The 19,599-nt window shown below is 38.3% G+C and carries 21 protein-coding genes and 1 riboswitch; of the genes, 15 read left to right on the forward strand and 6 right to left on the reverse strand.

The genetic code is table 11. The features are described 5' to 3' along the window. The first annotated feature begins 4 nt into the window (after positions 1-4). Together tpiA and JIV24_RS15905 are read left to right on the forward strand one after the other, a co-directional pair. Entirely contained in the window at positions 5-760 is a 756-nt protein-coding gene (gene tpiA, locus JIV24_RS15900) for a triose-phosphate isomerase (protein WP_200466049.1), read from the forward strand. Positions 761-927: 167 nt separating this feature from the next. Further along, positions 928-2,094: a DUF418 domain-containing protein gene (locus tag JIV24_RS15905; protein ID WP_200466050.1), complete on the forward strand. Its 1,167-nt coding sequence runs from the start codon at positions 928-930 to the stop codon at positions 2,092-2,094. A gap of 225 nt (positions 2,095-2,319) precedes the next feature. Here JIV24_RS15905 and JIV24_RS15910 read toward each other — a convergent pair whose 3' ends face one another. From JIV24_RS15910 to JIV24_RS15920, 3 genes are all read right to left on the reverse strand, one after another. Next, on the reverse strand, positions 2,320-4,206 hold the full coding sequence (locus JIV24_RS15910; RefSeq protein ID WP_200466051.1) for a monovalent cation:proton antiporter-2 (CPA2) family protein: 1,887 nt from the start codon (positions 4,204-4,206) through the stop codon (positions 2,320-2,322). 64 nt (positions 4,207-4,270) lie between these two features. After that, the gene (locus JIV24_RS15915; RefSeq protein WP_200466052.1) at positions 4,271-4,801 is read right to left on the reverse strand and encodes an NAD(P)H-dependent oxidoreductase; all 531 of its coding nucleotides are present in this window, start codon (positions 4,799-4,801) and stop codon (positions 4,271-4,273) included. A gap of 82 nt (positions 4,802-4,883) precedes the next feature. Beyond that, a complete protein-coding gene (locus JIV24_RS15920; protein ID WP_200466053.1) occupies positions 4,884-5,627 on the reverse strand; it encodes a superoxide dismutase in 744 nt (247 codons plus the stop codon). A gap of 165 nt (positions 5,628-5,792) precedes the next feature. Between JIV24_RS15920 and JIV24_RS15925 the strand changes: the two genes are divergently transcribed. From JIV24_RS15925 to JIV24_RS15950, 6 genes are all read left to right on the forward strand, one after another. Next, positions 5,793-7,343: a tetratricopeptide repeat protein gene (locus JIV24_RS15925; protein ID WP_200466054.1), complete on the forward strand. Its 1,551-nt coding sequence runs from the start codon at positions 5,793-5,795 to the stop codon at positions 7,341-7,343. 76 nt (positions 7,344-7,419) lie between these two features. Beyond that, the gene (locus JIV24_RS15930) at positions 7,420-8,187 is read left to right on the forward strand and encodes a 3'-5' exonuclease (protein ID WP_200466055.1); all 768 of its coding nucleotides are present in this window, start codon (positions 7,420-7,422) and stop codon (positions 8,185-8,187) included. Positions 8,188-8,193: 6 nt separating this feature from the next. Next, positions 8,194-8,805 carry a fumarylacetoacetate hydrolase family protein gene (locus JIV24_RS15935; RefSeq protein ID WP_200466056.1) on the forward strand — a complete coding sequence of 204 codons (612 nt, stop codon included), beginning with the start codon at positions 8,194-8,196 and terminating at the stop codon, positions 8,803-8,805. A gap of 335 nt (positions 8,806-9,140) precedes the next feature. Next, on the forward strand, positions 9,141-9,719 hold the full coding sequence (locus JIV24_RS15940; protein WP_200466057.1) for a LemA family protein: 579 nt from the start codon (positions 9,141-9,143) through the stop codon (positions 9,717-9,719). 41 nt (positions 9,720-9,760) lie between these two features. Next, entirely contained in the window at positions 9,761-10,198 is a 438-nt protein-coding gene (locus JIV24_RS15945; RefSeq protein ID WP_200466058.1) for a TPM domain-containing protein, read from the forward strand. 11 nt (positions 10,199-10,209) lie between these two features. After that, positions 10,210-11,007 (forward strand): TPM domain-containing protein, encoded by a 798-nt coding sequence (locus tag JIV24_RS15950; RefSeq protein WP_200466059.1) that lies wholly within the window; start codon positions 10,210-10,212, stop codon positions 11,005-11,007. 136 nt (positions 11,008-11,143) lie between these two features. Here the strand turns inward: JIV24_RS15950 and JIV24_RS15955 are convergent, their stop codons facing one another. From JIV24_RS15955 to JIV24_RS15965, 3 genes are all read right to left on the reverse strand, one after another. Further along, entirely contained in the window at positions 11,144-11,953 is an 810-nt protein-coding gene (locus tag JIV24_RS15955) for an SDR family oxidoreductase (protein ID WP_200466060.1), read from the reverse strand. A 225-nt stretch (positions 11,954-12,178) separates the two neighbouring features. Continuing rightward, positions 12,179-12,685, reverse strand: coding sequence for a TrmH family RNA methyltransferase (locus JIV24_RS15960; protein WP_200466061.1), 507 nt, complete (start codon positions 12,683-12,685; stop codon positions 12,179-12,181). After that, positions 12,686-14,116 carry a CCA tRNA nucleotidyltransferase gene (locus JIV24_RS15965; RefSeq protein WP_200466062.1) on the reverse strand — a complete coding sequence of 477 codons (1,431 nt, stop codon included), beginning with the start codon at positions 14,114-14,116 and terminating at the stop codon, positions 12,686-12,688. A 153-nt stretch (positions 14,117-14,269) separates the two neighbouring features. On the opposite strand from JIV24_RS15965, the gene trxA (JIV24_RS15970) reads away from it, so the two are divergent. The 7 genes from trxA (JIV24_RS15970) (at position 14,270) to JIV24_RS16000 (ending at position 19,538) form a co-directional block, all read left to right on the forward strand. After that, entirely contained in the window at positions 14,270-14,629 is a 360-nt protein-coding gene (trxA, locus tag JIV24_RS15970; protein ID WP_200466063.1) for a thioredoxin, read from the forward strand. 98 nt (positions 14,630-14,727) lie between these two features. Then, positions 14,728-15,195, forward strand: coding sequence for a thioredoxin (gene trxA, locus JIV24_RS15975; RefSeq protein ID WP_200466064.1), 468 nt, complete (start codon positions 14,728-14,730; stop codon positions 15,193-15,195). A 90-nt stretch (positions 15,196-15,285) separates the two neighbouring features. Continuing rightward, a riboswitch (TPP riboswitch) is annotated at positions 15,286-15,381 on the forward strand. 29 nt (positions 15,382-15,410) lie between these two features. Next, complete coding sequence (gene thiS, locus JIV24_RS15980) at positions 15,411-15,614, forward strand: sulfur carrier protein ThiS (RefSeq protein ID WP_200466065.1); 204 nt, start codon at positions 15,411-15,413, stop codon at positions 15,612-15,614. 17 nt (positions 15,615-15,631) lie between these two features. Beyond that, positions 15,632-17,449 carry a phosphomethylpyrimidine synthase ThiC gene (gene thiC, locus JIV24_RS15985; RefSeq protein ID WP_200466066.1) on the forward strand — a complete coding sequence of 606 codons (1,818 nt, stop codon included), beginning with the start codon at positions 15,632-15,634 and terminating at the stop codon, positions 17,447-17,449. A gap of 41 nt (positions 17,450-17,490) precedes the next feature. Continuing rightward, positions 17,491-18,099, forward strand: coding sequence for a thiamine phosphate synthase (locus tag JIV24_RS15990; protein WP_200466067.1), 609 nt, complete (start codon positions 17,491-17,493; stop codon positions 18,097-18,099). A 4-nt stretch (positions 18,100-18,103) separates the two neighbouring features. Further along, positions 18,104-18,862 carry a hydroxymethylpyrimidine/phosphomethylpyrimidine kinase gene (locus JIV24_RS15995; RefSeq protein WP_200466068.1) on the forward strand — a complete coding sequence of 253 codons (759 nt, stop codon included), beginning with the start codon at positions 18,104-18,106 and terminating at the stop codon, positions 18,860-18,862. Positions 18,863-18,872: 10 nt separating this feature from the next. Next, positions 18,873-19,538 carry a thiamine phosphate synthase gene (locus JIV24_RS16000; protein WP_200466069.1) on the forward strand — a complete coding sequence of 222 codons (666 nt, stop codon included), beginning with the start codon at positions 18,873-18,875 and terminating at the stop codon, positions 19,536-19,538. The last annotated feature ends 61 nt before the right edge of the window (positions 19,539-19,599 follow it).

A 19,599-nucleotide genomic window follows, 5' to 3' on the forward strand; every position in this document is an offset into this window, starting at 1 on the left:
ATCAATGAGACAAAACATTGTTGCAGGGAACTGGAAGATGAACAACACTTTAGAAGAAGGGGTTGCATTAGCCAAAGAAGTGAATGAAATTTTAAAGGCGAACAAGCCTAATTGTCAAGTTGTATTAGGTGCTCCATTTATCCACCTTACTGAAGTTGTTAAAGCTGTTGATACTAGCTTAGTTGGTGTAGCAGCTCAGAACTGTGCAGATAAAGTTAGCGGTGCATACACTGGAGAAATCTCAGCTCCAATGGTAAAATCTACTGGTGCACAGTATGTTATTTTAGGCCACTCTGAAAGACGTGCATACTATGGTGAAACAAATGCCATTCTAAAAGAAAAAACTGATTTGACTCTTGCTAATGACTTAACTCCTATCTTTTGTATCGGAGAAGTATTGGAAGAGCGTGAAGCTGAGAAGCACTTTGACGTTGTTAAAGAGCAAATCGAAGAAGCATTATTCCACCTTAGTGCAGAAGAGTTTGGTAAAGTAGTATTGGCATACGAACCGGTATGGGCTATTGGTACTGGCAAAACTGCTTCTCCTGAGCAAGCGCAGGAAATTCATGCATTCATTCGTCAGACTTTAGCTGATAAATATGGTGCCGAAGTTGCAGACGCGACAAGTATTCTATACGGAGGTAGCTGTAAACCTTCTAATGCCAAAGAATTATTTGCTAATCCAGATGTGGATGGCGGATTAATTGGTGGCGCATCACTTAAAGCAGAGGATTTCCACGGAATTATCGCTGCATTTTAATTAGAGTATAACAACTCAAAATAGTTTTTTCAGGAGAAAAGACCGTCGTTAGGCGGTCTTTTTTTATGCCCTTTTGTTTAAAACAATAATAAATAAGAACACATCATGGCTGTATCATTTCGTTTTGTTACGTTTATACTCTAAATCATTACACAAACACAACAGCTATGAATTCAAATTCTTCGCGTCTGCATGTGATAGACGCCTTAAGAGGTTTTGCCATTGTGGCAATTATGCTCTTGCACAATCTCGAACATTTTGACTTTTATTTTCTTCCTCCGGATTTGCCCGAATGGATGAAATCACTTGATAAGGGCATCTGGGATACTCTCTTCTTTTTATTTGCCAGTAAATCCTATTCCATCTTCGCCTTACTTTTTGGCCTTACATTTTTTATCCAATCGAGCAATCAGGAAAAGAAAGGCAAAGATTTTAGAGGGCGTTTTGTCTGGCGGTTGGTATTACTCTTTGCTTTCGGAATGCTTAACTCGCTTTTCTTTCAGGGCGACATATTAACCATCTATGCTGTTATTGGCTTACTTTTAATTCCCATTGCTAAGCTGAGCAATAAAGTACTAATTGGCATTGCCATTTTGATGTTACTCCAACCTGCCGAATGGTTAGGCCTATTGCATGCCATTCAAAATCCTGAACTAGAAATAGTAAATCCTGTTTCCTGGACTTATTTTGGGAAAATGCAGGAATACATTCCTAACCAATCAGCAATTGACACATGGCTTGGTAATATAACAAATGGGAAAAAGGCTGTTATTTTATGGAATTGGGAAAACGGAAGATTCTTCATCATCTTTGCGATGTTTATTTTTGGCTTAGTTGCAGGTCGAAAACAAATATTTGTAACATCTGAAGCTTCTAACAAATTTTGGAAATTAGTTTTAATCATATCATCCATTGCATTTATTGTCCTCTACCCTATTCGCATGGCGCTTCCTGGATGGATTCAAAGTGCAGCAATAGAACGTTCGGTAACCACCATGTTCAATCCCTGGTCTGACATTGCTTTAATGCTGGTGTGGGTATCCGGTATCTTCATATTATTTCAATCAAAAGCATTTCATAAGATCTTTATGCTATTCGCCCCTCTTGGCAGAATGAGCTTAACTAACTATGTCATGCAATCGGTTTTAGGCTCTAGTTTATACTATGGCTATGGATTGGCATTATACAAATACACAGGTGCTAGCTATAGCTTCTTAATGGCAATACTATTAACACTATTAACAGGTGGATTCTGTCATTGGTGGGCAAAGCGATACAAACATGGCCCCTTAGAAGGCATTTGGCATAAACTTACATGGATAAGAAGTAAATAAATAGAAAAAGGGGCCTTTAAAGCCCCTTTTTATCATCTCTATGTATAAATTTTTAAATCATAAACCCATTCACCATGCTAATGTAAACCAATAATGCTCCTACAAAAGCTATAGATACTGTTAATAACAACTCTATAAATACCTGCTTAAATAATTTTCGTCTCATACGCATTACTTTTACTTCGTTAAGTAATAAGCAATTAACGTACCAAACTCAATACATCATCACTTCTTAGGCTTTACCTCCTCATTTTCACGCGCTTCTTCTATCAACGAATCAGTATCCCACGCACAATCCATCTCCTGATAAGGATGCTTTTGTTGCATTAAGAGAATATTTTCAAGATGTTCTGAAAATTTCCTGGTTTCCATTAAAAAATGTGGATCATCTTTAGAATATCGTTGCTGCAGATTTTTCATAAACCGCTTATCCAAATGCTTAAAAGTTAAAGCCGACCTAAAGCTTTGATATTTGCTATAGCCAAGTGACGAAAGGGCGTTGACTCCCAACTGAATGGCAGAATCGAAAATTGATTGACGATGCGCTTCTACTCCCTTATTCTGAAGAGCTAACTCATGTGCTATATCTTCAGCTCTTACAATTAGCTTTAAATGAGAAAAATGTTTCTGAGCCAGTTCCACCAATTTATCGACCTGATGACGCTCACTCATGGCGACAATCAAGGTCTTGGCTTTAGCTGCACCCGCCGATTCAAGCATATCTTTTCGGGTGATATCTCCATAATAAACTTTGTATCCAAACTTTTTAAGGTAATCCACATTGTGCGGATTATTATCAATAATAGTGACTTTAATACCATTGGCTACTAAAAAACGACCGAGCACCTGTCCAAATCGTCCAAAACCAGCAATTATAACCGGATGGCCATTATCTTCCCATACTTCTACTTTAGTGTATTTTGTTTCGTGGATTCGTGGTTGAATAATGTGCTCGTTTATAATAAACAGTACTGGCGTTATAAGCATCGATAGTGCCACTACAATCAAAAGAATGCCCGCTGTATAATCGTCGTAAATATCATTTTGAGATGCAAACGTAATGAGGACAAACCCAAACTCACCTGCCTGAGCCAAACTAAATGTGAAAAGCATATTATGAGACTTTTCCAGTTTGAAGAGCTTACCCAAAGCAAACAACACCAGAAGTTTTACTCCAACAACTATCAGAAGTACAACAACTATTAATTGCCAGTTTTCAAATAATAAATCAAAATTAATACTGGCACCTACTGAAATGAAGAAAACCCCTAAAAGTAAACCTTTAAAAGGCTCTAAATTATCTTCTAACTCATACCGATATTCACTATTAGCAAGCACAACACCAGCCAGAAACGTTCCAAGCGCTGGTGACAAACCAACAACATCCATAAAAACAGCAATGCCAATAACTAAAAGTAAGGCAGTAGCTGTAAACAGTTCCCTCAGTCCTGTTTCGGCTATTAATTTGAAGATATAATGTGCTAAGTATCGTCCGCCAACTATTATAATGCCAACTGCTCCAACAATAATCAATAACTGTTGCCAGCCATTAACAACTTCATCATCACCAATCGGAGTATCAGTTACTATCTGACTGGCTAAAAGCGCAATAATAGCAAATATTGGCACTACCGAAATATCCTGCATCAATAAAACGGAAAAGCTATGTCGTCCACCGCGTGTTTGCAGCATCCCTTTCTCCGAAAGTGTTTGTAACACAATAGCGGTTGATGAAAGTGCCAAAACCAAACCGGTAGTAATCGCTTGAGCTGTATTAAGCCAAAAGAAAGCTGTAATTAAGGCAAAAATTAAGGCGGTAAAACCAATTTGCATGCCACCTAAGCCAAAAATTAAACGCTTCATTCGCCACAGCATGCTTGGGTGTAATTCCAAACCGACAATAAACAGCATAATCACGACACCAAACTCTGCAATATGCATCACTCCTTCGCCATCGCTACCAACCAATTCCAAAGCAAATGGACCGATAACAATACCCGCAATCAGATAACCCAGCACAGAACCCAGTCCTATTTTTTTGGCTAAAGGAACAGAAATGACTGCAGCCAACAGGTAAATCATTATTTTAAAGAAAATTTCATCTAAATGCATCCGCTATGGTTTACTTCGTTTAATCTCATTCTTTTCGATAACAATCGTCTATATTACATTAACTCTATTTAGCTAGAGAATCAATCAATGTACGATACTTGGTCGTGTATTCCATAATTTCCTTATCACTCAACAAATGAACACCATGAATTACAAAAGGCTCTAAATATTTCATTTTACAAAGGTTAGCGGACTGATCAAATGGCAACAAGAAATCGCTAACACGAAATCTATTTAATCCTCCAGTTTCATATGTCGACTCACTACCTCCCGTTGTAATACAATTAAGTGCAATTTTTCCCTCTAGCGCATTCCCTTCTCTCCCATAAGCAAAGCCATGCTCTAACACCAGATCAAACCACTCTTTAAGCAATGATGGTGCACTATACCAATAAAAGGGATGATGCCAGATAATAACATCGTGTTTCAGAAGCAATCCTTGTTCGTACTTTACATCGATATAAAAATCAGGATATCGTTCGTATAAATTATTAACGGTTACGTTTCTTACATCAGATAACGCGCCAACCAAATGCTTATTAACACGTGACTTGTGTTCTGTTGGGTGCGCATATATTATTAATACCTTCTTCATATATTAAAATTGAACTCTAAAATACACAAAAGCCCTTTTCGAAATCAAAAAGGGCTTAAGCAATTTTATAATAATTCAAAAATTATCCTATCCATTCATCCTTTAAAGCTTTTTCTAATCTTTTATTAACCACATTCCAATTTATGACATTCCAAAAGGCATTAATATAATCACCGCGCTTGTTCTGATAATTCAAGTAGTAAGCATGTTCCCACACATCAATAGTTAACAAGGGTATACCTCTGTCAGCAACAACATCCATTAGAGGATTATCCTGATTCGGAGTTGAAACAACTTTTAGTTTTTTATCATCGGTTAAAATTAACCAAGCCCAACCGCTACCAAACTGTGTTTTTGCAGCTTTAAAAAAGGCTTCCTTAAAAGCGTCAAATGATTTAAACTCTTTAACTAAACGACTCAATAGCTTAGCTGAAGGCTTACCTCCATCTGGCCCAAGGTTCTCCCAAAACAACATGTGGTTATAGTAGCCACCTCCGTTATTCCTAACCCCTTCACCATGCTTCGACACTTCACTAAAAATCACAGGCATGGCGGTCGTTTCCAAAGAAGTACCATCAATAGCTGCGCTAAACTTTTTGAAATAACCTCGGTGATGCTTGTCGTAATGCAACTCCATGGTTGTCGCATCTATGTGGGGTTGTAAAGCTTCGTATCCATAAGGCAAAGCCGGAAAGAAATGACCACTAATTGGAGTGCCTTTTATACCACTTTGTGTTTCTTTTGTTTTGCTGTCACCTTTTGTTGCAGAGGTACATGCTGCTGCAGCCCCTAAACCTACTAAACTTATAAACTGTCTTCTTTTCATCGTGTTAAGTATGCATTTACAAATTCTAAACAAGTTCAATTAATGATTGTTCAGCAATACAAAGCAAGATATGGTACTTACACTCCTTCCGGTAACATTCATCAAAAAATAAATGGGCATTCTTTCAAAAATTGCTTTCTTTATTGTTGGTAACTGAATCTCACTATGAATAAACTTTCTATCACACTTCTATTTTGTATTATAAGCCTAATATGTACTGCCCAAAAATATGAGCAAAGGGCAGATAAGTACTATAAATACTACAACTACGAGAAGGCTCGTAAAGATTACATCAGAGTTTGGCGTAAAGACAAAGATAATGTTGGCCTGCTAAAAAAGATTATTGATTGCTACATGAGCGATAATACTTTGCGCGAGGAGGCTTTACCATACATTGAGCATTTACTCAAGATAAAACCTAATAATCCAGAAGCTCAATTGCAGAAAGCTACGGCATTGTTTCATGCCCACCAATTTGATAACGCCAGTGCCTTATTGACAAAAATGGCCACGACCATCAATAACAATCCTGAGCTCAAAAAACAAGCTGAGGCGTTAGCAATAAACATAACTAACGCCCGGCAGCTAATAAACGATCCGTTAGATGTTTCGTTCATTAATTTGGGAAACACCATCAATACATCACGAAATGAAGTTAGTCCATATGTAACCAATAACGAGCATGCCCTTTTTTATGCATCCGATAAGCGATACAATAGTTATGCAGGAATCTATTATTACAATATTTGTGTAAGTGAAAAGGAAAAGCTTGACTTTGAGAAGGGAAAAACAATAGGATCACAGCTTAATTCAATCTATGATGAAATGGTTGCAGGAATTAGTCCTGATGGTTCAAAAGTGTTTGCCTTTCACAACCGAGAAGGCACTGAAACAATGGGTGAAGCAACCTACAAAGGCAACTATCGTTTTGATCCATTGGAAGATTTTGGAGCGCCTTTGGATGCGAAAGGCTCAGAATACGGTGTGTGGATGACAACACAGAAAGACACAATCCTGTTTTCTTCGGAGAATGAAAGTGGAAATACTGACATTTACTACGCCATTAAGCTGCCAAGTGGCCAGTGGGGTGAAGCTCGATTATTACCAGGAACAATAAATTCAATGAAGTACAATGAGAATTTCCCGGTTCTTTCAAGCGATGGCAAGCGGCTTTATTTTTCGTCTGATAATAAGTACTCAATGGGCGGATACGATATATTTTATTCAAACTGGGATGAAGCTAAAAATGAATGGGGACCAGCAAAAAACATTGGCTACCCCATAAATGACACCTACAACAACTACAGCATCTCATGGGTCGATGATCGCTTTGCCTATGTTTCAGCTATTCGTCCTGGGGGCTTTGGTAAATATGATGTTTACAAAGTAGTATTCAACAATACACTTCCGTATAATGCTTTGGTACGATGTGATATTCGTTTGAAAAAAGACAGACGCTATCGAATTCCGGACTTCAGTCCGTATATTACTGTTACCGACACCATGGACAATTTAATAGGAAACTACAAGGCAAACAGCGATTCTGCCGACTTTGTGATGGCATTAACATCGGGGCATTATCAAATTCAAATTGAACATGATAACATTGAAACGCTCCAATACGAATTGTATATACCAGATAACCGCTTTGAATCGGTGGCCGATAGAATCCGCTTAGTAGTGATGCCCAAAAGGCCAGAAATAGCCACCAAATAACAGTTTAATCATAGAATTAATAAGGCTTTTAACTACTTTTGCAACCCTGTGAAATTTAATAAAACAACATACACATATGAAGCTTCATCTTAAGAATCCAATTGTATTTTTTGATTTAGAAACTACCGGCATCAATATTGCAAAAGATAGAATTGTTGAAATTGCCATTTTAAAGGTTAACATTGACGGTACTGAAGAATCGCATTGTTATAAAGTTAATCCTGAAATGCCAATTCCAAAGGTTACATCTGAAATACACGGCATTTACGATGAAGATGTGAAAGATTCACCAACATTTAAAGAGCTAGGAAAAAAATTGGCCAAAATAATTGAAGGATGCGATCTGGCTGGTTTTAATTCTAATAAGTTTGATGTACCATTATTGGCAGAGGAATTTATTCGTGCTGAAGTGGATTTTGATATGAAGAAGCGCAAGTTTGTAGATGTACAAACCATCTTTCATAAGATGGAGAAAAGAACACTAGGTGCTGCATACAAGTTTTACTGTGGCAAAGAACTTGAAAATGCGCACTCAGCATTGGCTGACACCACAGCAACATATGAGGTTCTTAAATCACAATTGGATCGCTATGACGAACTGGAGAATGATGTGGAATTTCTAAACGACTTCTCTTCCTTCAATAAAAACGCCGATTTTATTGGTCGTATCATTTTTAACGATAAGGGTCAAGAAGTCTTTAACTTTGGAAAGTATAAAGGAAAAAGCGTTGAAGAAGTTTTATCAAAAGATCCTTCGTATTATGGATGGATGATGAATGGAGACTTCCCACTTTTCACTAAGAAAGTATTGACAAACATCAAATTACGAAATTTCAATAAATAATTTATTATGAAAATTTTGTGCATTGGACGTAACTATGTAAAGCACATTGAGGAACTAAATAACCAAGTACCAACTGAGCCGGTTATTTTTGCTAAACCCGATTCAGCTTTATTATTAAAGAACAAACCATTCTTTATCCCCGACTTTGCCAAGGAATTTCATCACGAAGTCGAAATTGTTGTAAGAATTAATCGCATTGGTAAAAACATTGCCCCACAATTTGCGCATCGATACTACGAAGAAATTGGTTTAGGTGTTGATTTTACTGCGCGCGACTTACAATCGGAACTTAAAAGCAAAGGTTTACCATGGGAGAAAGCCAAAGCTTTTGACGGTTCGGCAGTGCTATCTAAATTTATTAATAAAGATAAATTCAGCGACGTTCAAAACATCAATTTCAAAATGGAAAAGAATGATGAAACGGTTCAGGATGGAAACACAGCTCATATGATTTTTCCAATCGATCGGATCATTTCGCATGTTTCGCAATATTTTACTTTAAAAATAGGAGATCTTATATACACGGGAACGCCCGCCGGTGTTGGTCCCGTTGCGATTAACGATCGACTAAAGGGCTATATTGAAAATGAGTTGATGTTTGACTTTTTGGTGAAGTAACTCAAGTATGGAAGGAAACAATGATTTTACTGCACTTGCATTTTTCATTTGCTCCCACATCATATTAAGTATCTGGGCCATTCGAAAGGTTATAATAGATAACTATAATTCGAAAAGAAAAAAATATGCTTTAAGTGCACTAATTGTTTTAATACCCTTTCTAATTAGTCTTTTTATCATCATTTTCTTAAGTCCGGTTAATAAAAAACCCAAGAGCAAACATCGTTACATGGAAGCTGGTTATAAATCTTATACACGATGGTCATAGCAACTTTTAAACGAATAAACCCTTTTACTTCAACAACATTAAATAAATAAACACTCAACTAATACTTATGAAAACTCTAAAACACATATTATTAATTGCATTTGCGATCCCATTTTTCACTAGCTGCGGTTATAACACCATGGTTGACAAAAATGAGAACGTTGATGCCAGCTGGGCACAGGTTGAAAATGTATATCAGCGTCGTGCTGACTTGATACCAAACTTGGTAAATACCGTTAAAGGCTATGCCGAGCACGAAAAAGAAACTTTAACAGGTGTAATTGAAGCACGCTCAAAAGCAACCAGCGTAAATATTAATGCTGATAATCTGAATGAAGCCAACCTGGCTCAATTTCAACAAGCACAAGCTGGTTTAACCTCTGCTTTATCAAAGCTAATGGTGGTAATGGAGCGATATCCCGACTTAAAAGCCAATCAGAACTTTATGGATTTACAGGCTCAACTGGAAGGAACAGAAAACAGAATTGCTGTAGAACGCAAAAAGTTTAACGATGCTACACGCGACTATAACGCATACATTAAAAAGTTTCCGCGAGTGATTTATGCCAGTTGGTTCGACTTTGAAAAGAAACCATATTTCCAGGCCGAAGCAGGCTCAGAAAAAGCACCTAAAGTGGAGTTTTAATAAAGCGGCAATTTGATTACAAACAACTTACTAATGTAATTATGGCAAAAGATTTCTTTAATGAGGATCAACGTAAGCTAATTGTTGATGCAATAAAGCAAGCGGAACTAGATACATCGGGTGAAATTCGCGTTCATTTAGATAAGCATTGTGACGAAGATGTGCTAGACAGAGCTGCTCACTGGTTTGAAAAACTTCAAATGCATAAAACTGAACAACGCAATGGGGTATTGTTTTATCTGGCTTATGAAGATCATAAGTTTGCTGTATTAGGTGATGCTGGCATCAATCAGAAAGTACCTGAAGATTTTTGGAATTCTATCAAAAATCTGATGGTTACAGAATTTAAAGAAGGTCGATTCGCCGAAGGCCTAGCTAACGGTATTATCGAAAGTGGTAAGCAGCTAAAAAAACACTTTCCATACCAAACGGATGATGTTAACGAATTATCAGATGATATTTCATTTGGCGATAAATAAAAAAGCACAGCATGAAAAGATACTTTTTAATATTGACAGTGCTTTTTGCAATAGGCATTCAGGCGCAAGAAATACCAGAGAAACCAAATTCTCCAAAGTTGATGAATGACTTTGCCGGTTTGATATCGTCACAACAAGAACAGCAATTAGAACAAGCCTTGTCACAATTTGCTCGTGAAACAAGCACACAAATCGCCATACTAACAGTTGAAAATTTTGGTGGCACCTCTTCCGAAGACTTTGCTTTTAAAGTAGGTGAGAAATGGGGCATTGGTCAACAAGGTAAAAACAACGGTATTGTAGTTGTTATTAAACCCCGAATTGGCAACTCTCGTGGGCAGGCCTTTATAGCAACAGGTTACGGACTCGAAGGAGCAGTACCTGATGCAGTGGCCAATCGTATTATTGACCACGAAATGATTCCAAGCTTCAAAAAGGGTGATTACTTTTCGGGCATAGCACTGGCTACAAACCGATTGATGGAGCTTACCCGGGGCGAATACACAGCCGACGAATACATGGACCAAACAGGCAATAAAGGTGGCGGCATTAGTATCCTTGGCATTGTCTTCTTCTTTGCTATTGTATCATTTGTGATGCGACTTTTTGGCGGTCAGCGTCGCTCTAACATGGGCGGCTCAAGTCTTCCTTTTTGGTTGATGATGTCGATGATGGGTAGTAGAAGCAGTTGTTCACACAGCGGAAGTTACGGAAACTTCTCAAGTGGCTCCGGCGGTTTCGGCGGAGGTGGATTTGGAGGTTTCGGAGGCGGTAGCTTTGGTGGTGGTGGTGCTGGTGGTAGCTGGTAATTCAAAACAACCTAAAGCGCGAAGTTCGAAGACAAAATAGTAAGCGTATAATAAAAGGATGACATCTTTATTGATATGTTTCAATAAAGATGTCATCCTTTCTTTTTGCACTTCACACTATGCAACGTGCACTATATTATTTTATCGGGCTATCAGGCTCTTTAGCCATGTGATTATAGCTTAACTTATCCAATAACTTTGGCATCCATTTACTTAAGAACACTGTTAGTTTTCCTTCCACAAAAGTCAGAATTAAAGTACGCTTTCGTTTAATGATAGCTTTTGCCATATGCAGAGCCACCTCTTCGGCACTCATCATCTTCTCCTCCTTACGAGGTGTTTCTCCTTGATTGCTACCATCAGCCGTTAAGGCAGCTTTACGCACATTTGAAGCAGTAAAACCAGGAGCCGCAATTAACACATGTAATCCTTTTTTTAAGTTCTCTACACGAATGGTTTCTAAGAAGCCATGCATGGCAAATTTAGAAGCCGAATAACCAGTGCGTCCTGGTAAACCAATGAAACCCGCAATAGACGAAACACCAACAACGGAGCCCTTACTTTCTAACAAAGAAGGCAAAGCGTACTTGGTACAATAAACTGTTCCCCAGAAGTTAACATCCATTAATTGTTTTAAAACGCTTAGATCAACATGTTGAAAAGCCGCCCGCATTGAAATGCCTGCATTATTTACCAAAACATCAATCTGCCCAAAAGCACGTAATGTTTCGCTGATTAAGTGTTTACAGTCTTCTTCAATGCTCACATCTGTTTTTACTGAAATAACTTTGGAGCCATTGGTCTTTAGTTCATGTTCTATCTCCACCAACTTTTCAGCACTGCGAGCTGCAAGAGCAAGTTTAGCACCTCTCTGTGCAAATTCACGGGCACAGGCGAGTCCAATTCCAGAAGAAGCACCTGTTATTATTATGACTTTATCTTTCATTTCAAATTTAATTACAGCGTGAAAATAGCGATTTTATAAGTACTAAGAACAACATAAAAAAAAGGAAGGGGAACAAACGCTCCCCTTTTAACCCTTAAAAAACTAACCCTAAAAACAAGCCGGAAACCAACTCGTTAATCTTAAATATCTTGTATTTCCTATATTCTTATTTACCTAACAAATATAGCAATTGTTTTAAATTAAGATTCGCTATTGCCATATTAATCACCCCTTATTCTGCCTGAACCATTCAAAAATACAAACAGCTGCTGCATGTGACACATTCATCGATTTAATTGCACCCGGCATTGGAATATAAATTGATTTCTTACAGGCATCAAGCATCGGCTGCGATATGCCATATTTTTCATTCCCCAATACAATCGCCATTTTCAATGGTAATTTACAATTATATATATCCTCAGCACCTTCTGCAGTTTCCAACGCCACTAACTCATATTCTTCCGGAATCGTAAAGTCATCTGCTTCTTGCCACACAACTTTCACATGTCCAATAGCTGCGCCTGCTGTTTTCTTCACTTTGCTTTGTCGGCACGCTTCACTACCAATAACAATCACTTTAGATGCATTCACATTAGCTGCCAAACGAATAATACTACCAATATTCTCAGGCGTTGAGAAATTATCAGTTATAATAATAATATCGCTACCATTTTTCAACTGACTCTCGTTGCTATCGATGAAGAAGTATTTTGAGTGCGTTTCTGCCATTTATTTTGCGCGTTTTAAACCCATCTCCTCGCCTTTCTTCAACATTAATTCAAAGGCTTCGTCATAATTATTGCTTATTTCTCCTTCAAGGATGGCTTCCTTAATGATGGCCTTTAAATCACCTATTTCTTTACAGGGCTGCAAAGCAAAAGTATCCATTATCATTTCACCTGTTACCGGTGGTTGAAAATTACGCACATGGTCCTTTTCTTCAATCTCCTTCAGCTTTCGACGCACCACTTTAAAGTTGCGCATGTACTTTTTAACCTTGGCCTCATTCTTCGATGTGATATCAGCTTCACACAAAGTCATCAGGTCATCAATATCGTCACCGGCTTCAAATAGTAATCGACGAACAGCTGAGTCAGACACGACATCTTCACTCAACACAATCGGACGCATATGTAATCCAACCATTTTCTGAACATACTTCATTTTCTCATTCAGAGGTAATTTCATCCTTCCAAAAATCTTAGGAATCATTTTCTGACCAATAAAGTTATGGTTATGAAAAGTCCATCCCAGTTTTTTATCATAACGCTTGGTACGAGGCTTAGCAATATCGTGCAATATGGCCGACCAACGCAACCACAAATTATCGGTATTCGGTACAATTCTATCCAACACCTCTAGAGTATGGTAGAAATTATCTTTGTGCGCACGTCCATCAACCTTATCTACACCTTTCATGGCCTGAAACTCAGGGAAAATTATCTGAAGCAAGCCTGTTAATTCCAGTAATTTAAAGCCAATCGAAGGTCGTTCAGCCATCACAATTTTATTCAACTCATCAGCAATACGTTCGCTTGATACAATGTCAATGCGCTCATTTTGCGACTTAATGCCATCAAATGTTCCTTCCTCAATTCGAAAGTTTAGCTGTGTAGCAAACCGGATGGCACGCATCATTCGTAACGGATCATCTGAAAAAGTAATACCTGGCTCTAAAGGCGTTCGAATAACGCCATTTTCCATATCTGATATTCCATCAAAAGGATCTACCAACTCGCCATAGTTTTCCTCGCACAAACTTAAAGCCAATGCATTTATTGTGAAATCACGGCGATTTTGATCATCTTCTAAAGTTCCATCCTCAACTATTGGTTTGCGCGAATTACGCTGATATGATTCTTTGCGGGCGCCAACAAACTCAACTTCCAAATCACGATAACGTAGCATGGCCGTTCCGAAGTTTTTGAAAACTGTCAGTCTCAGACCTCCCAGCTTCTTTGCTACACGTTCGGCTAATTCAATTCCACTACCTAACACCACCACATCAATATCCTTTGATGGACGATTCAGGTACAAATCCCTAACAAAGCCACCAATAACGAAGGCAGGCTTATTCAACTCTTCACTAATATCACGTATGGTATGAAAAATAGGGTGATTAAGACTTTTAGCCACCCTTTTTTGTGCTTCTTGTATCATATTGCTGACAAAATTACAATATTATTATGGCATTTTGACCATTTATGGCAGATATAGGTTTTGGCACAGTTGTTGAAATATCCACACATATACATTTCTAGATATTTAGAAATAATTATTATCTTTGCAGTATTCACAATTAAAAATAAAATCATGGTACAACATTTAACCAACGAAACATTCAAAGAAAAAGTTTTTAACTACTCTGATAGTAAGGAGTGGAAATTTGAAGGTGATAAACCGGCTGTAATTGATTTTTATGCTGACTGGTGTGGACCTTGTAAAACAGTTGCACCTATTTTGGATGAGTTAGCAGGCGAATTTGAAGGTAAGTTAGATATTTATAAAGTTGACACTGAAGCCGAACGCGAATTGGCTGGAGCTTTTGGTATCCAAAGCATTCCATCTATATTATTTATTCCAAAGGGAGGACAGCCACAAATGGCTCAAGGCGCTCTGCCAAAAGACACCTTTATTCGTGCCTTTAAAGATGTACTTAAAGTAGAGAAATAAAAACTAGATGTATCTGTTAAAGTCTTGTTAAATCAACAGATTTATTAAACTATTGGGTCAATAACAGAGTTAAAGTTAAACATCGTAATTGATAAAATATGAAGAAGATATTATTTGTATTAGGCGGATTAGTATTACTAATTGGTAGTGGTTTTCAATTATACACTTCAAATACCGATGAAGCTAAAAGCTGTGAAGGAGAAAACTCTGTGATTTACCTTGATGCTGATAGTTTTAAAGAAAAGGTATTTAACTACGAGACTAATAAGGAATGGAAATACGAAGGTGAAGTTCCGGCTATTTTGGATTTTTATGCCAATTGGTGTGGACCATGTAAAATGCTCTCGCCTGTATTAGATAAGATACAAAAAGAGTACAATGGTAAGGTTCAGATCTACAAAATCAATACCGATGAGCAAAAAGAATTAGCTGCAACCTTTGGCATTAGAAGTTTGCCTACCATTGTTTTTGTCCCACTAAATGGTGAGCCACAAGCTGCCATGGGATATCGCTCTAAAAATGATTTGGAAACAATGATTACCGAAATATTACAAGTACAGAAGTAAAGGTAAGATTTAGATTAGGATTTGAAAGCCGAAGATTTTTTCTTCGGCTTTTTGTTGTTTAAAACTTTAATTTTCGTTTACCTTTAGACCATTAATTATTCGGGGTGCCTTAATACACAGGCTGAGATTACACCCATTGAACCTGATGCAGGTAATGCTGACGCAGGGATATGAATGACTCTCTATAAGCTTCCCGAATTTATTTAAACCAGATAATGAACATCTTAATTAATGGGCAAGCTACAGACATGCCCGAAAAAACTTCAATCAACAATGTGCTTCAGCATATTGAACAGCATCAAACGGGTGGCATTGCAGTGGCTGTTAATGACATGGTGATTCCCAAAAGTAAGTGGTCAACTTCACAAATTATCGATGGTGACAAAATTCTAATAATAAAAGCAAGCCAGGGCGGCTAATTCATATTCACACTACTATGACAAAAAGTAAAATATCACAGGAAGGCCTGACCACAGGTCCCTTTCCTGGTTCAAAGAAAATTTACGAAAAAGGATCAATCCACAACATTGAGGTACCGCATCGCAGTATTGAATTGAGCGACACCAAAACCAGTGAAGGTGAATTAATAAAAAACCCGCCAATTACGGTTTACGATACAAGTGGTCCATACACCGATCCTAATTACACAGTTGCTTTAGAAAAAGGGTTACCTAAGATTCGTGAACAATGGATTAAGGAACGTGGTGATGTTGAAGAATTAGAACAACTAAGTTCTGAATACGGACAATCACGTTTGGCAGACAACAAGTTGGATCACTTACGATTTGATCACGTCAGTGCAAAGCCATTAAAAGCAAAAGATGGTAAGTGTGTGACGCAATACTTCTATGCCAGCCAAGGCATCATCACACCTGAGATGGAATATGTTGCCATTCGTGAAAACCAGCAATTACAAAAAGTTAAGGAAAACTATCGTCAGCATCGCGGCGAATGTTTTGGCGCACAAATTCCTGAAAAGGAAGTAACAACTGAGTTTGTGCGTGATGAAATTGCTGCTGGTCGTGCCATCATCCCTTGTAACATTAACCACCCCGAAGCAGAACCAATGATTATTGGTCGTAACTTCCTGGTGAAAATTAATGCCAACATTGGCAATTCGCCAACCACTTCATCCATCGAAGAAGAAGTGGAAAAAGCTGTTTGGGCCGTTCGTTGGGGAGCCGACACAATTATGGATCTATCAACTGGTAACAACATTCATGAAACGCGCGAATGGATTGTTCGTAATTCGCCTGTACCAGTAGGCACTGTACCTCTGTATCAGGCATTAGAAAAAGTAGATGGTGATGTTGAGAAATTATCCTGGGAAATTTATCGAGATACTTTAATTGAGCAGGCTGAGCAAGGTGTAAGTTATTTCACCATCCATGCCGGATTATTGTGGAAACACATCCCTTCAACTATCAAACGCGTAACGGGTATTGTTTCCAGAGGTGGCTCAATCATGGCCAAGTGGATGCTTTATCATCATAAAGAGAATTTCCTTTATACGCACTTTGATGAAATTTGCGACATATTGGCAGCTTATGATGTGGGTGTGTCATTAGGCGATGGGCTGCGTCCGGGCTCTATTGCAGATGCTAACGACAGAGCTCAATTTGGCGAATTAGAAGCCTTGGGCGAACTAACTCAGATTGCCCGAGACAAATATGTTCAGGTAATTATTGAAGGGCCTGGACACGTGCCGATGCAAGGCATTAAAGAAAATATGGACTTACAACTGGAACATTGTAAAGAAGCACCCTTCTATACATTAGGGCCTTTAACAACTGATATTGCTCCGGGTTACGATCATATAACATCAGCTATTGGAGGCGCCATGATTGCCTGGCATGGTACAGCTATGTTATGCTATGTTACGCCTAAAGAGCACCTTGGACTACCAGATAAACATGATGTAAAAACAGGTGTAATCACCTATAAACTAGCAGCACATGCCGCTGATGTAGCTAAAGGTTTTCCTGGTGCGCAGTTTCGTGATTTTGCCATGAGTAAGGCTCGTTTTGAGTTCCGTTGGAAAGACCAGTTTTCATTGGCTTTGGATCCTGAAACAGCAATGCAATACCATGATAAAACACTTCCTGACGAGGGATATAAGTCCTCTCACTTTTGCTCAATGTGTGGCGAGAAATTTTGCTCTATGAAAAGCACCATGGAAGTCAGAGACTTAGCGAAGAAATTAGAGGATAAAAAAGAATTATTCAAAGAAACGGGCGGAGAGTTATATATGTAACGAATAACACTTATTTTTGTGCTAGATTAAAACTAAACTTTATGAAGCCGATTGTAATTTGTTACCCAACGAAACTGAACAAAGAAATTGAAGCCATTAATGCCTTATTTGCTGCCGGATTGGAAGTACTACACGTGCGAAAGCCGGCTTACAGTGAGGCAGAGATGACGGATTTTATCGATTCAATAGATGGACAATACCAAAATCGCATTGTGGTACATAGCCACTTGGCCATTGTTGAGCCAAAAGGGCTTAGAGGCGTACATTTCACCTCGTACAACCGCCATTTAATTGACGATTATAGTAATAAAGCATTGCCCAAAAGCATTTCAGTACATTCAATGAGCGAACTGATAAATTTAAGTGAATCGTTTAATTATGCTTTGTTAAGTCCCGTATTTGAAAGCATTTCAAAAGAAGGATATGGTCCGGCAATTGATCAGTCTGTTTTGAAAAATTATTTAGAGAAGAATCATGAAGTGCCAGTGTTAGCCCTTGGTGGCATCGACCATAAAAATGTGGATGTAGCCAAAGAGCTAGGCTTTGACGGTGTGGTATTACATGGCCATTTGTGGGCACAATTTGAAAAAGATGGTGACGTTGATGGCGTTGTAGAACGCTTCAAAGAAGTTACCGAAAAATGGACCTAGAAAAATGAACACAAGACCTTATGTCCTGAGCATTGCCGGGTTTGACCCAAGCAGCGGCGCAGGAGTTACAAGTGACATAAAAACGTTTGAACAACATGAGGTCTACGGCTTAAGCGTCGTTACTGCCATTACCTTTCAAAACGAATCGAGTTTTAAGGGTGTCAAATGGTTGTCGTTTGAAGAAATTGAACAACAACTTATTACCCTGGCAGAAAAATACACGCCTACAGCTATTAAAGTTGGATTAATAGAGTCAGCATCGACTCTAAAGCAAATTCTGGATTGGATAAAAAAATACTGGCCAGAAGCTTTTATCATATGGGATCCCATACTAAAAGCTTCTGCCGGCTTTCCTTTCCACTCCAAACTACATCTGTCTATCTCAAATCTGGTGCAAGGCCATATTCATTTATTAACGCCTAACCTTCCTGAGTATCACCAATTATTTGGTGATGACAAACCACAACAAATAGTTGACGCACTTCAATCGAACATTCTTATTAAAGGTGGTCACCAAACGGGTGATGATGTGTGTGATGAATTATACATGCCCAATAGCGACAAGGCTTTTAGAATAAAGTCACAAAAAGTAAAAGGCGATTGGCAAAAACACGGAACGGGCTGCATTCTATCATCAGCCATTGCAGCCGAAATAGCATTAAATAACCAGCTACCTACGGCCTGTTCAAAAGCTCACTATTACGTTAAAAAAATCATTGGTAGCAATAGCTCTTTATTGGGCTACCACACTATCAACAGCTAATTTTTTTGTTATGAAGAAGAAAACCATCTCACGCTTACATTTTATCACCTCTCCATCCCATCAAAGCTACATGGAGCAGATTCATTCTGTAGTGCTAGGCGGTGGTAACTGGGTACAGCTTCGAATGAAAGATGAAGCAACAGAAACCATTGAAAAGGTAGCGGTAGAGGCCATGAGTTATTGTCTTGACAATGGAGTTACTTTTATCATGAATGATCATGTTGAAATTGCAGCTAAGATTGGAGCGGATGGTGTTCACCTGGGAAAAAATGACATGTCGCCCGATAAAGCACGTGAAATTTTAGGTCCACAAGCTATAATTGGCGGAACAGCTAACACCTATAAAGATGTAAAACAACTTGTTGCAATGGGCGTTGATTACATTGGCCTTGGCCCCTTTCGTTTCACCGAAACAAAAAAGAACCTGAGCCCGACTCTAGGTACTGAAGGCTATCAGTCTATCATTGATAAATGTAAAGCAGAAGGAATAACCATACCAATCATTGCCATAGGTGGCTTAAAAGCAGATGATTTATCTGAACTTTTCGACACAGGTATTCATGGTGTGGCTATTTCATCATACATCACAAGTAATGAACAACCAGGTGTAGTTACGCTGGAGTTATTGCAGAAAATTGGAAAATACAGTTCAGCTAACTGGACAAAATTTCATTGAACGATTTTCTAAAGAAAAAGAATCTAATAAACCACTATAACAGCTAGCTGCTCGAGGCTAA

It is taken from the genome of Carboxylicivirga marina (genome assembly GCF_016612505.1).
In the GTDB taxonomy this organism is placed as follows: domain Bacteria; phylum Bacteroidota; class Bacteroidia; order Bacteroidales; family Marinilabiliaceae; genus Carboxylicivirga; species Carboxylicivirga marina.